9 protein-coding genes are annotated in these 14,837 nt (G+C 36.4%); 1 reads left to right on the top strand and 8 read right to left on the bottom strand.

Annotation, left to right across the window (positions count from 1 at the left end):
* Positions 1-485: 485 nt before the first annotated feature.
* From ACE38V_RS21225 to ACE38V_RS21260, 8 genes are all read right to left on the bottom strand, one after another.
* Positions 486-1,943, bottom strand: coding sequence for an NAD-dependent succinate-semialdehyde dehydrogenase (locus ACE38V_RS21225; protein WP_375844505.1), 1,458 nt, complete (start codon positions 1,941-1,943; stop codon positions 486-488).
* A gap of 12 nt (positions 1,944-1,955) precedes the next feature.
* Positions 1,956-3,311 carry a 4-aminobutyrate--2-oxoglutarate transaminase gene (gene gabT / locus ACE38V_RS21230; protein ID WP_375844507.1) on the bottom strand — a complete coding sequence of 452 codons (1,356 nt, stop codon included), beginning with the start codon at positions 3,309-3,311 and terminating at the stop codon, positions 1,956-1,958.
* A gap of 33 nt (positions 3,312-3,344) precedes the next feature.
* Positions 3,345-4,721: a putrescine aminotransferase gene (locus tag ACE38V_RS21235; protein WP_375844509.1), complete on the bottom strand. Its 1,377-nt coding sequence runs from the start codon at positions 4,719-4,721 to the stop codon at positions 3,345-3,347.
* A gap of 11 nt (positions 4,722-4,732) precedes the next feature.
* Positions 4,733-6,214, bottom strand: a complete 1,482-nt coding sequence (locus ACE38V_RS21240) for an aldehyde dehydrogenase family protein (RefSeq protein WP_375844511.1) — start codon at positions 6,212-6,214, stop codon at positions 4,733-4,735.
* Between the two features lie 196 nt (positions 6,215-6,410).
* Entirely contained in the window at positions 6,411-8,546 is a 2,136-nt protein-coding gene (locus ACE38V_RS21245; RefSeq protein WP_375844514.1) for a sigma 54-interacting transcriptional regulator, read from the bottom strand.
* Between the two features lie 156 nt (positions 8,547-8,702).
* Positions 8,703-8,993 carry an SAV0927 family protein gene (locus tag ACE38V_RS21250; protein ID WP_375844515.1) on the bottom strand — a complete coding sequence of 97 codons (291 nt, stop codon included), beginning with the start codon at positions 8,991-8,993 and terminating at the stop codon, positions 8,703-8,705.
* A gap of 24 nt (positions 8,994-9,017) precedes the next feature.
* Positions 9,018-10,313: a Glu/Leu/Phe/Val family dehydrogenase gene (locus tag ACE38V_RS21255; RefSeq protein ID WP_375844518.1), complete on the bottom strand. Its 1,296-nt coding sequence runs from the start codon at positions 10,311-10,313 to the stop codon at positions 9,018-9,020.
* Positions 10,314-10,552: 239 nt separating this feature from the next.
* Positions 10,553-11,848, bottom strand: a complete 1,296-nt coding sequence (locus tag ACE38V_RS21260) for an APC family permease (RefSeq protein ID WP_483863922.1) — start codon at positions 11,846-11,848, stop codon at positions 10,553-10,555.
* Between the two features lie 659 nt (positions 11,849-12,507).
* On the opposite strand from ACE38V_RS21260, the gene ACE38V_RS21265 reads away from it, so the two are divergent.
* The gene (locus tag ACE38V_RS21265) at positions 12,508-14,796 is read left to right on the top strand and encodes a YhgE/Pip family protein (protein ID WP_375844522.1); all 2,289 of its coding nucleotides are present in this window, start codon (positions 12,508-12,510) and stop codon (positions 14,794-14,796) included.
* Positions 14,797-14,837 lie beyond the last annotated feature (41 nt).

Below are 14,837 nucleotides of genomic sequence, written 5' to 3' on the forward strand. Positions count from 1 at the left end.
ATTAGGCACGCCGCCAGCGTTCGTCCTGAGCCAGGATCAAACTCTCCGAAAAAGAGTAAGATTAGCTCTTAATTTTAAAAATAGAATTAACGTTGACGTATGGTTTGTTTAGTTTTCAAAGAGCAATATCAAAACAACTTTTATAATATAGCATTTCATTTCAAGATTGTCAACAGTTCTGCCGATGTTCCTTAAAAGAAACATTACTGCAAAAAACAGACGTTCATCTTACCAACGTAAAATATAAACTGTCAATTTCTATATTAATTTAAAAGAATAATATTCTACTATCACTCAATTAACTGTGCTATATCAATTCGACAAAATGTATATTACCATCAAAACCATTTCTATTTCAAGCTATTTTTTAAAGAAATATTATTAAAAATATTTGCAATCCTCCTAAAATGTTTTGGCTTCAAACCATAACTCAAAAAAAATCAACCATCTAAAATTCAGAATGGTTGACTTTTGACATAGACTTTTTAAATATCTAATCCAATTGAGATATATTTCACTTCTAAAAATTCTTCAATTCCATAGTGTCCACCTTCTCTTCCAAGGCCGCTTTCCTTAAAACCGCCAAATGGAGCTTGAACTGTTGAAGGTAGAGCATCATTTAAACCAATTATTCCATATTCCAAACCTTCAGTAATTCGAAAAGAACGACTTAGGTTTTCGGTATAAACATAGGCTGCTAAACCGTAGTTAGAGTTATTCGCTCGCATAATTACTTCCTCTTCGGTCTTAAAAGTGGAAATTGGCGCGATTGGACCGAAAATTTCATCTTTCATACATTGCATATCATCATTTACACGATCAAGAATAACAGGTGAATAAAAATAGCCTTCTTCTGTATCAGGTTTTTTTCCTTTAAAAACCACCTTCGCGCCATTTTTTAAGGCGTCTTTCATTAAGAATTCTACCTTTTCAATAGCTGATTGGTCGATTAGCGGACCAATATCCACGCCTTCTTCGAGACCATTTCCAACCTTAACCTTCTCAAGTTCCTTTTGAAAGATTTCGATGAATTCCTCTACTACTGATTCTTGCACATAAATTCGATTCGTACAAATACATGTTTGACCAGCATTGCGGAATTTTGATTGAATCAAACCTTCTGCAGCTTTTTGCAAATTTGCATCATCCATGACAATAAATGGTGCATTTCCACCTAATTCTAATGATACCTTTTTTACTGTATCTGCTGCACCCTTCATTAAAGTCTTTCCTACTTCAGTAGATCCTGTAAAAGTAAGCTTTGTTACTCTACTGTCTTTCAACCATGTTTCACCGATTTCAGAGGATCTACCAGTTACAATATTTAGAACTCCTGCTGGAATACCTGCCTCTTCTGCAAGTTCAGCCATCTTCAAAGCTGTTAGCGGTGTTTGATTAGCTGGTTTAACCACTGCCGTACAGCCAGCGGCTAAAGCTGGTGCAACCTTTCTCGTTATCATCGCAGCTGGAAAATTCCATGGGGTTATGGCAGCAATAACTCCAATCGGTTCCTTCCTTACTAGAATTCTTTTATTTGGATGGGAGGCAGGAATCGTTTCTCCGTAGATTCGTTTTCCTTCTTCAGCAAACCAGGAAATAAATCCATTCGCATAAGAAATCTCACCAGCAGCTTCCTTTAATGGCTTTCCTTGTTCAATGGTCATGACCTTAGCAAGCTCTAATTTATTTTCTTCAATTAGATAATGCCATTTCATTAAAATATGATAACGTTCTTCTGCCGTTTTCTTAGACCATGTTTGAAAAGCACGATGCGCTGCATCAACTGCCTTAATAGCTTCAAATTCACCACCTGTAGGAACTGCGCCAATAATTTCATTCGTTGCAGGATTTACAATTTCCGTAAATACTTCATGATCACTGCCAACCCATTCCCCATCGATATACATAGGATAAATCTGATATTTTTCTTTTACATTACTCATCTATTTCATCCCCTACTGATTTTGAAGAGCCAAAGCGGCTTCAATCGCTTCCTCGAGAATATTTAGACCTTCCTCAAGCTGTTCATCTGTAATAACTAAAGGCATTAGCACGCGAATCACATTGCTGTAAATTCCTGCATTTAAAAGAAGTAATCCTCTTTCATTAGCTTCTTTAATGATTTTTCCAACAATTTGTTTATTCGGTGTTTTATCCAATCGATTCGTGACAAATTCCATTGCGCACATCGCGCCAAGCCCACGGACATCCCCGATCTGTTCAAATTTTTCCGCAAGCTGAGACATTTTTTCCCTTACTCTTACACCAAGGTACTCCGCACGATTATTGAGCCCTTCTTCTTCAATAATGTCTAAAACAGCTAATGCCGCCTTACATCCTAATGGACTTCCTGAATAGGTTCCTCCAATTTCACCAACATCAACTGATTCCATTATATCTTTTCTACCAATGACTCCACTGATTGGAACTCCTGCTCCCAATGATTTTGAAATGGTCATTAAATCAGGAACCACATCAAAATGTTCTATCGCAAAATATTTACCAGTTCTGGCGAAACCAGTTTGAATTTCATCTGCCACAAATATTATCCCGTATTGCTTACAAATCTCTCTGACGGCTACCACAAATTCCTTATCAGGAACAATAAATCCCCCTTCACCTTGAACAGGTTCCATCACAACGGCAGCAATTGTTTCTGGTGCTACTTCTGCAAGTAAAAATTGCTCAAATTGCTCAATTGTAAATTGAATATACTGATTCTCACTCATTCCTTCAGGTCTACGGTATACGTATGGATATGGCGCCTTATACACTTCAGGTGCAAACGGACCAAAGCCAAATTTATATGGTTTTACTTTGCTCGTCATCGTCATTGTCATAAGAGTTCTTCCATGGAATCCTCTTGTGAAAGAAATAATTCCTTGACGCTTAGTATACTTTCTGGCAATTTTAACCGCATTTTCAACAGCTTCCGCTCCACTGTTGAAAAAAGCTACCTGCTTTGAAAAAGATCCAGGTGCTAATTCAGCTAGTCTTTCAGCTAGCTCTATATAAGAATTATACATCATCACATTGAAACTAGTATGAATAAACTGCTCAGCTTGCTCTTGAATGGCCTGCACGACCTTGGGATGCGAATGTCCCACATTTAGGGTTCCAATAGCACCAGCAAAATCAATATAAGTATTTCCATCAACATCTTCAACAATGGCACCCTCAGCTTTTTTTACAAATGATGTACAATTATTGCTGATTCCCTTTGGAACAATAGCGTTTCTTCTTTCAAGTAGACTTTTAGAAATTGGACCTGGAATTTCTGTTAATTGCTTTACAAATTTCTTAGTATCCATTTGACACCACCCCTTTTCTTTAACTTATGATTCCTATTTGTCTAATTGTGCTAGAACCTCTTTAAAGGTTTTAATGACTGTATCAACTTCTTCATAGCTGATTGTAAGAGATGGTTCCACTCTAATTGTTTTTGAATTAATTAAAGTACCTGCTACTAAAACTCCACGATCAAACATACCTTTAGAGACCTCATAGCCAATTTCGTCTTGGTGAAATTCGATTCCAATCATTAGTCCCTTGCCTCTTATATCAAGGACCGTATCTTCATGTCCAACCGCAGCCTCTCTTAAGCCATTTAAGAAGTATTCTCCTACTTGAGCAGCACGTTCAGGAAGTTTTTCTTCAATTAAAACACCAATCGTCGCTATGGCTGCAGCGCATGCCAGCGGATTTCCGCCAAAGGTAGTTGTGTGCATGAATGGATTTTCAAACCAACTTTTGAAAACTTCCTCTTTAGCCACAACAGCCCCAGCTGGCATTACTCCCCCTCCAAATGCTTTGGCAAGACAAATAATATCTGGCACAACATCATATAGTTCAGAAGCAAACATTTTTCCTGTTCGACCCATACCCGTTTGAACTTCATCAAGAATCAACAATGCACCATATTCATTACAAAGAGCTCTTACTTCCTTCAAATAATTATCTGGTGGAAGAATAATTCCACCTTCCCCTTGAATTGGCTCTAGAATAACAGCTGCTACATCCTCTCCTACTAAGGAACAAGTTTCAAAAGTCTTTCTCATCATATCAATGTCTCCGAAAGGCACATGACGAAAACCTGGAATTAATGGTAAAAACGGTTTGCGGAACATTCCTTTTGCTGTACCCGATAATGAACCCAAGCTTTTTCCATGAAAAGCTCGTGTCGTTGAGATAAATGTAGTCCGTTCACTATACATTTTAGCTAGCTTTAATGCTGCCTCCACACTCTCAGTCCCGCTGTTAGTAAAAAATGAATATTTCAAATCACCTGGTGTAATATCCGCTAGAATTTTTGCGAGCATAGCGCGAAGCGGGTCGAGTAAATCCTGACTATGCAGTGCTTGGCGATTTAATTGATCCGTAACAGCTTTTACAACCTTGGGATTACGATGACCAACATTATAAATTCCAAAACCTCCAAGGCAGTCAATATATTGCTTCCCATTTACATCAGTAAAACATGAACCCCCATCTGACCATTCCACTGCAGCAAATTGAGTATCCTTTGTTACCGTTTTACGATAATCCAAAAACCCTGGATTCACATGCTCACGAAATCCTTCTACTGTTTGTTGAGTAATCCATTTTGCATCTTCTTCTGTCACTTGCTCTTTTTCTATTAAACTTAAAACCTTATGAATATAATCCGTCACATCTGTTTTTTCCGTTGTTGGTACTACCTCTTTATTCAAATCAATACTCATCCTAATCACTCCTATTCATTTTTGTTTGCGAACCAACCAATAGGTTCAACTTGTAAATTGATATTTATTTGCTTAATTTCTTGAAATTCCTCTAAACCAAATGTTCCTAAGCTTCGTCCAATTCCACTCTGCTTGTATCCTCCCCATGGTGCCTCGTTATAAGTTGGGTGGTAAGCGTTAATCCAGGTGATGCCTGCCCGTAATTTTTTGATAACCCTTAAAGCCTTTGCCCCATCATTAGTAAATACCGCACCCGCAAGTCCATAATCGGTATCATTAGCAAGCTTAATAGCTTCTTCTTCATCCTTGAACTTTTGAATCACCACAACCGGTCCAAAGATTTCCTCTTGGACAATTCTCATGTCCTGCTGCACATCAACAAAAACGGTCGGCTCTACGAAATATCCGGTTTCCAAACCATTTGAAACAATTCGATTGCCACCTGCGGCAATTTTCGCACCTTCTTGTTGACCAATTTCAATATACTTAAGTACTTTTTCTAGATGCTGTTGACTTACAAGAGGGCCCATTTCAGAATCCGGATCATTACCAGGTCCCACCTTAATTTCATTAGCTCGTTCCACAAATTGGTTTACAAACTCATCATAAACACTCTCTTCAACGAGAATTCTTGATCCGGCTGAACAAACCTGCCCCGCTCCGGAATAGATTCCAAATAACGCATAGTCTACAGATGTTTCTAAATCTGAATCAGCAAAAATGATATTGGGAGATTTCCCTCCTAACTCAAGAGATACCTTCTTCATCGTGTCTGCTGCCATCTTCATAATATGTTTTCCTGTTTTGGTCCCTCCGGTAAATGAGACCATATCAACTTTGGAACTGGCAGCAATCTCATGCCCGACAACTGGACCAGCGCCAAATACCATATTGGCTACTCCTTTTGGAATTCCAACCTCATCCATAATTTCAAAGAGTTTTTTTGGAGTTACAGGCGTAATTTCTGATGGCTTAAAAACAATTGTGTTACCAGCGGCAAGTGCAGGTGCAATTTTCCAAACACTCATAAGAAGGGGATAATTCCAAGGGACAATTAATCCACATACACCAATTGGCTCTCGAACGACCATCGCTTGCATCGGATCTGCAACATGATAGGTTTGGCCATCTGGTTTTGTAATAAGACCTGCATAATAACGAAAACACGCTGCTGCATCTAAAATATCGTATCCTGCTTCTCTTAATGTCTTTCCGTTATCCAGAGTTTCAAGTCTCGTTAATTCTTCTTGATTTTCTTCAATTTTGCCGGCGATTTTAAATAAGTAGGAGGCTCTTTCAACAGCAGGTAAATCCGACCAAATCCCCTCATCAAAAGTTTTTCTTGCAACATCGATTGCTTCTCTGGCATCTTTAATGGTTCCTTCAGGTGCGTACGCGATCACTTCCCCATTTGCCGGATTTACAATTGGGCGTTTTTCATGATTACTTGATTCTTTCCATTCCCCATTTATATACATTTGTAGCTCAATCATTGCGTAAACCCTCCTTATTTAACTTCATAAATTATTAGATGCAAAAATCATGCCAACTAATCAACCCCATGTAAGCAGAAAGATACTCATAATCATCGGCCATTAATCTATTCAGATTTGCATAGGGTATTTATTTTTGCATAGTGAGAAAAGAAGAAAAAAGCTAATTTCCCCCAAAATGGAGAAAATCAGCTTTTTAATATAAGGAAAAACCATCCGCAATTTTCTTTTCACTCAATATTTTTTGATATTTTCTACTGACTGATGACTGACTAATTCCTAATGCTTTCGCTGCTTTTGTCGTTGTTTTGTATTGCTTCATCGCAAGAAGAATTAATTGCTCCTCGACGTGTTCCATTGCTTCCTGCAATGGAATTACTCTTGTAATAACTGGTTTGGATTTTTTTATATCATACCCGAGTGACAGAAATTGACTCACAAATTCCGCATCGATCGTTTTTGATTCTGCCGAAACAACTAATCTTTCTATAATATTTTGCAGTTCCCGAACATTTCCTGGCCAAGAATAAAATTCTAGTACATTGATGGCATCTGGAGTTAGGTGATAGTTTTTATTGTATCTTTCATTTAATTGTTGTAAAAAGTGAAAGGCTAGAACGGAAATATCTTCTGTACGTTCTCTTAATGGCGGTATATAAAGTGGTATAACATTTAACCTGTAAAATAGATCCTCACGGAAATTTCCGTTTTCGACCATCTTTTCCAAGCTCTTATTTGTTGCAGCAATAATTTGGACGTTTACTTTAATCGGGGTTGCACTTCCAATTGGAATCACTTCATGCTCCTGTAATACCCTGAGTAATTTTACTTGCAAATGAAGGGGAAGTTCTCCAATTTCATCTAAAAATAACACTCCTCCATCAGCCTGTTGAAAATATCCTTCCTTTCCGTTTTTATTTGCACCTGTAAATGAACCTTTTGTATATCCAAATAGCTCACTTTCTAATAAATTTTCTGGGATAGCTCCACAATTCAAGCTAATAAATGGTTTATTCGCTCTTCTTCCCAATTGATGAATTGCCTGGGCAATGACTTCCTTTCCTACTCCTGATTCTCCATTAATGAGTACCGTTGAAGAGAAATCAGCAATTTTTTTCGCTTGATTGATAATATGTTCCATCTTGGAACTGCGGTAAATCAATTTTTTCGTCAATTCCGATTGATATTTAAACGTATCAAGCTCTTTTTTATATTGTTCTGAGATTTTTTTCATCTCCTTAAGCTCCGTTTTTAAACGTGCTGTTTCTGTAATATCTCTTGATGCAATAATGATCCGTTCTAATTCGTTTTTTTCATTAAATACCGGATTCCCGACAGCCAGAATCTTCCTTCCATAATTCGTTACCTGTACGATGGAAACCTTCTTTTTCTTTTCTAATACTAACCGAGTAACCGACGGGGAAAATAATCCCTCATCCTCGAGTTTCAAAATGTTTTTCCCAATCAGTTCCTTTAAATCCACATTCCAGAAACCAGGAATAATATTATCACTAAACCGCATCAATTCACCCTTATGGTTTACAACTAGAATTTCATCATAGATACTCGATAAAATAGCATTTAAATCCTTATTCAAATTTTTTATATTCTCAATTTCTAAAGCCATTTCTTCAACCATAGGCAAATCTTGAACAATAATCACCATTCCTTCTACTTCATTCATAAAATTGATAATTGGGCTGTAATCAACAAGAATCCCCATTTCATCTGTTATTTGGACAGTATTAAGAATGGTATTACCAGAGGAAAAAACTGTATTGACATGATGACAATTAAAAATATCCTCAGCCTTCTTGTTGAATATCCTTTCATGGGACGACTTTATCATCTTAAGACCAGCATCATTATAATTAATAATCCGTTTATCCTTATCGACGACAAACATTCCCATCGGAATTGAGGCAAGAATAATTTTCAACAGATTCCCACTCGTATTTTCCTGCTTGAATAATTCTGCCAAGACATCTTCCCTTCGAATATATCCAGCAAAGTTAAAATCTTGGCTTTTAACAATCGCAATCGGTTCCCCTATAATTTGAAACAGGGCTGGGAAAGTAATGTTATTGGATAATTGACATAAACTTTCAATTTCTCTTGAATGTTCCAAAAGAGTCTTTAAAATTATTTTTTGGGTTTGAACATTCCCTTGGACTATTTCATTAATATGTACGTAAGCAAACAGGCGATTTTGTTTCTTTAGAAATAAAAAAGGATCCTTTAATTTTTCTATTGATATGACTTCATCCTCTCCCATTTCATCGATGACTAACTCTACCATTCCTCTGATTTTTTCCTTTTTTACTGAAAACATATCTCAAGCCATCCCCTTTGTTCCCTTAGCATCCTCATAAATATATTTTATATAATATTTTTTCAAAAGTCTAAAAACTCTATTTACTTTTCTCGACAAAAACCTACATATCCACACAAAAAGGAGATGAACACTCATCTCCTTTTCCCATTTATTTCAATATTGTTCTTGTAATGCCGAGGATTGCAGCACCATTTTGAAAAAGTCCTGAAACTCTTGGATATCATCCTCCTCAATATCCAAAGCCCTTGCCCAGTTTTGTTCGATAGAGATATCATCGGTACAAAGTAATACCATTCTTCCACTTTGAAGTGAAGTTACCATGGCCTTACCTAAAAAATAATTTGAATAAGTAATCGAGAGATCATAACGATGATTTTGCGTTAAAATACAGTAATAATGAACTGATTGTTTTTCATTTAGTTCTGATATAATTTCAAATTTCATTTAGTCATCTCCTCTTTTTAAAAATTAAAATTTCACCCATCCTCGTAAGCGTGATGCTTCGGCTATTTTTTGAATGCCTTCGATATATGCAGCAATTTTCATATTGACACGATATTTTTTCGCGGTATTGAAAACTTTGAGAAAACTAGTAGTCATTTTCTCTTTTAAACGTTCTTCTACCTCTTTCTCAGTCCAGTAATATCCTTGATTATTTTGGCACCATTCAAAGTAGGAAACGATAACCCCGCCTGAATTGGCGAGTATATCTGGAACGACCATGATTTTCTTTTCATTTAAAATTTGGATTGCTTCCTTTGTTGTTGGTCCGTTTGCAGCCTCAACGACTATTTTGCATTGTAATCTTTCAGCATTAAACTTTGTGATTACCCCACCAATCGCTGCCGGAATCAAAATATCACATTCCTTTTCCAATAATTCCTGATTAGAAATGGAATTTCTAAATAAATTTGAGACTACTCCAAATGAGTCTCTGCGGTCTAATAAATATGGGATGTCAAGGCCTTCTGGGTTATATACCGCCCCAACAACATCTGATATGCCGACAACTTTAGCACCATTTTCATGTAAGTACTGAGCAAGATAACTGCCGACATTTCCAAAGCCTTGAATAATGACCCTCATCCCTTCCATTGGAAGCTTTTGCAATTGGCTGATGAGTTGAATTGTATAGAAGACACCTAATGAAGTAGCAGTTTCCCTTCCTTTTGATCCCCCTAATAACAATGGTTTTCCAGTAATAAATCCTGGAGAATCAAATTCTCGAATATGATCATATTCATCTAGCATCCAAGCCATAATTTGCGAATTGGTATACATATCAGGAGCTGGGATATCCTTGGTTGGACCCACAACTTGACTAACCGCTCTAACATAACCCCTGCTTAGTCTTTCTAATTCATCCATACTCATTTGTCTTGGATCACAGACAATTCCTCCCTTTGCTCCGCCATAAGGAAGATCGGTGATTCCACATTTCAAGCTCATCCATCCCGCCAATGCCTTTACCTCTTCCGGTGTAACATCCGGATGAAAACGAATTCCTCCCTTAGTAGGGCCAGTTGCATCATTATGCTGCGCACGATAACCAATAAATGTTTTTGTCGTACCATCATCCATTTTGATTGGAATATTTACTTCCAGAAACCTCATTGGATTTTTCAAAAAATCATAAACTTCAGAAGGATATCTCAAAATTTGGATTGCCTCCTGTAAAATTTCCTGAAATTCTTTAAGGGGACTTTGCTCCTCTTTTCCCTTCTTCAATGAAGTACTCTTAACAATAGATGAATTTGTCGACATAATTAACACCTCTTTTATTCATTGTTATTTATAATAAATGCATTTTTCATGCCAAAGAAGGCAAATCACCATTTTTCTTGAGGTAACTCAAAATCATAATCTTGATTTTAAATTTTTATAACCCTTCCATATGTACATTTGCATGGGTTATTCATTTTTGCATGAGAACCATCAATATCCAAAAAAAGAACACATTCATCTTTTAAAATGTGTTCCAAAAATCTAATATGTAGTTCTTATCACATTTGTATTTCTTCCATCTCATATTGAGGAGGGGCTTCTTTAAACGCTTTAGTTATATAAATCAGATAGAAGAATCCTAACATAAACCAAATTAACCCCATTGTTAATGAGCTGCCTTCAATATTTATCCAGAGAATAGCAACAGCAAAGGCACCGAGTAATGGCATTACTAAATAGTTAAAAAATCCTTTTACTGTCTTATGTTGTTTTTCACGAATGACAAAATGACTGATTACTGACACATTGACAAAGGTGAAGGCCATTAGGGCACCGAAATTAATTAAAGACGTCGCAGTCACTAAATCTAAAAAAATCGCCGTTAAAGATACAATTCCTACGATGAAGACATTAATAGATGGAGTTTTGTATTTAGGATGAATGTAACCAAACCATTTGTCCGGAAACACATTGTCTCGACCCATAACATAGAGTAATCTTGAAACACTTGCATGTGAAGCAAGTCCTGAAGCAAGCGTATTTACGAATGTTGTACAAAGAAAAATAGATTGAAATAATTTTCCACCAACGTAAAGGGCAATTTCCGGTAAAGCCGCCTCAGAATCTTTAAATCTAGAAATATCAGGAAAAAAGGATTGAATAAAATAAGAAGTTGCAATAAAGATGACACCACCCCATAAAGCTGTTAAGAAAATGGCCTTTGGAATGGTTTTTACTGCATTTGGGGTCTCTTCCGATAAAGTTGTAACTGCATCAAATCCTAAGAAGGAAAAACAAAGAATGGTCGCCCCAGTAATCAAAGTCGAAGCCTGTAAACCATCATGGAAAAATGGCTGAATGCTAAATACTTGGCCCGTACCTTCACCACTATTAAGCCCTTTAATAACAAGAATTATGAAAACAACCATAATAGATAACTGGATTAGAACAAATAGCGTATTAAAATTGGCTAAAATATTAACACTTCGCAAATTCAAAAATGTAACTAATCCAACAAATAAGATGACCCAAATCCAAGAGGGAACAGAGGGAAATAAAGCATGTAAATAAATTCTACATAATAAAGCATTAACCATTGGCAAAAATAAATAATCAAGCAAGGATGACCAACCAACTAAAAATCCCAAATGACTATTAACTGCCTTTTGAGTATACGTATAAGCAGATCCCGCTGTTGGATAGACCTTCACCAGTTTTCCGTAACTTGATGCTGTGAACAGCATACAAATTAATGCAATAACATATGCCGTTGGGACATGTCCTCCTGTTTCACCAGACACAATCCCAAAGGTGTCAAACACCACCATTGGCGTCATATAAGCCAAACCCATCATGACGATTTGCCACAACTTTAGTGACCGATTTAATTGTGCTCCATTTTTCACCTATCATTCCTCCTATTATCTTTTTCTTTTAAACCGGCATTGCTTTAATCTTTTTCGCCTCCAACTTTTTAACTTCAATATATTTAATCTATTTGCAACTTTTATGCCAATTCACCCATATTTTTGTATTTCAACTAAAAAAGTGTAAATTTTCAGTAAATAATTTATTAATCTATTTCTTTTTTCATTAACACTATTTCAAAAAAAATATTCAAATATTCACTGCTGCATAGATTATTCAGTTTCACATATATCATCAGAAAATCTTACATAAGTCCTAGGATAATTGCGGAAAATCATTTATGATTAAAATAATTTTCAAACTTTTACTTTTCTAAAATCATTCCATTCTCAATTATCATTTTTCACAAAAACTTGAACTTTTACTTCTTGACCAAATTAAATAGCAGATACTCATATAGCAAGCAAGGATCATTTTCCTAGTTTGCTATATTTTTTTACTATATTAATTGTAATTATATAGAAATTTTTTTAAAAAATAGGAGGATTATCTTAGTAGAAGTCAGAATATAAAGAATATTAAGATGAATGACTATTCATTTTTTCATCTTAATAGGCATTTTATTAAAAACATGGGGGTAGAATGTATGAAATCATTACATTTGTTTTTGGCTGAGCTTGCCAAAATCAAAGAGAAGAAAGGAGTGCTGATATCTGTTATTGCTGTTTTGCTCATCCCAGTTGTGTATGCGGCCATTATCTTATCTCCAAGATGGGGTCCGTATGATCATCTCGACAATCTTCCAGTCGCAGTTGTCAATGAAGACAAGGGAGCAGCCTCTGGTGAAGAACAAATTAATGTTGGGAACGATTTAGTCACCGATTTAAAGAAGAGTAACTCATTAGGTTGGGATTTTGTCTCGAAAGAAGAAGCAAAGCAGGGCTTGAAGGACATGAAATATTACCTCGTAATCGAAATTCCCGAAAACTTCTCGCAAAATATTACGACGGTCTTAGATTCATCACCCAAAAAAGCTGAGCTTAAATTTACTCAAAATGAAGGTTTACATTTCATGGCAGCCCAAGTTACAAATAATGCCATGAATCAGCTTCGAGAACAGCTAGCTAATCAAGTTACAGAAACATATGCCAAAAATATCTTCTCACAACTTGGTGGTGTGGCAAATGGATTTAAAGAAGCGGCTGATGGATCTGAGCAAATCTACAATGGTTCTACAAAACTCAAAGATGGAACTTCCCAAATTTTAACCTCGCTAAATGAAAAATCAGATGATATTGGAACACTTGCTGAAGGCTCAAAAGAGCTTAAGGCAGGAACAGGTGAATTATTATCTAATATAACATCAAAGCAAGGAGATATTGCCAAACTTGCTGCTGGATCAACTGAATTAAAAGGTGGCACAGGTGAAATGCTTGAAAATCTGAAAGAAAAATCAAATAGCATTTCACAATTGGCAAACGGAGCAAAATCATTAGAAAAAGGTGCTAAAGGTTTAAGTAGTGGCTCAGATCAAGTACTTGATGGATTAAAACGAGCTCAAGTTGGAAGTTCTCAAATAAATGGTGGATTATCACAATTAGCACCTGGAACAAAGAGCCTTGCCGATGGTACTGGAAATGCTGAAGAGGGAGCGAAGCAATTAGCAGCACTTGCAAATGGTATTAATGACGGAATTGCTCAACTTGCCAATCACCCTTTATTAAAGGATAACCCTGATGTCAAAAAACTGCTTGCTTATAGCGCTCAGCTTTCTAGTGGCATGGATAATTTATCAACTAATATGACCTCATTAAAGGATGGAGCGAAAAAAATCGATGGAGGAATCCAACAGCTAGCTCCTGGTGCACAAACATTAGACGCAGGGATTAAAGATCTCGTCATTGGGCAAACACAGTTAAACGATGGAGCGAAACAATTAGCAAAAGGTGCAAGCCAAGTTTCCAGTGGGAATGCTACTGTTGAAACCGGTTGGAAGTCACTTACAGCTGGGGCCGCTAAACTTTACACGGGTTCAACCCAAGTCAGCGAAGGAAATCAATCTGTAAACAATGGATGGAAACAATTATCTGCTGGTGCTTCAAAAATTGATGATGGTATGGGGCAAGTCAGTTATGGAAATCAATCTGTTAGAGTCGGCTGGTCCACATTAACGGACGGAGTTAAACAAGTAGATCATGGGCTGTTTGACTTAAAAACAGGCAGCAATGAATTAGCTTCTGGCTTAAAGGATGGGGCCGAGCAAACAAGTCAATTAAAACCTAATGAGGATAACATGACGATGTTTGCAACACCTGTGGAATTTAAAGGAGATGTTATTCATAAATATCCATTCTACAGAGATTCCAATGCTCCTTATATTTTATCTCTTGCCTTATTTGTTGGAATTATCATTATGTCTTTTGTTGTGGAATTCCAAAAACCTGCTTTATTACCTGCATCTAGTTTTTCGTGGTTCTCCGGTAAATTGATGAATCTAGCATTACTAGCTATCGTTCAAGGCATAATTATTTCATTATTTTCCTTAATCTTTCTAAAACTCGAAGTTGAAAGCGCTTTATTATTTGTGCTATTCTCCATTGGCGTAAGCTTAACATTTCTAATGATTGTCTTCTTCTTTGTCACAATTGGTGGGAACATTGGTAGATTTATTATGTTAGCCTTTATTGTTCTCCAATTATCAACTACTGGTTCAAGTCTTCCAATCGAAATGTTGCCAGAAAATCTGCGCCAATTAAGTACGTATTTACCTTTAACCTACTCAATTGAAGGGTTTAGAAATATTATTACATTGGGGAATTTTAGTATTGTATGGTCGAATATCGCTGTCTTAATAGGATATTTGGTGATCTCAGCAATATTAGCCTACATTGTATTCATCTTTAAATTTAAACGACAGTCTCCTAAAACAGAATAACTTCCCAAAATTTGAAAAACCGCTATTATTAGCGGTTTTTC

Source organism: Cytobacillus sp. Hz8 (assembly GCF_042263505.1).
Taxonomy (GTDB): domain Bacteria; phylum Bacillota; class Bacilli; order Bacillales; family Cytobacillaceae; genus Bacillus_BE.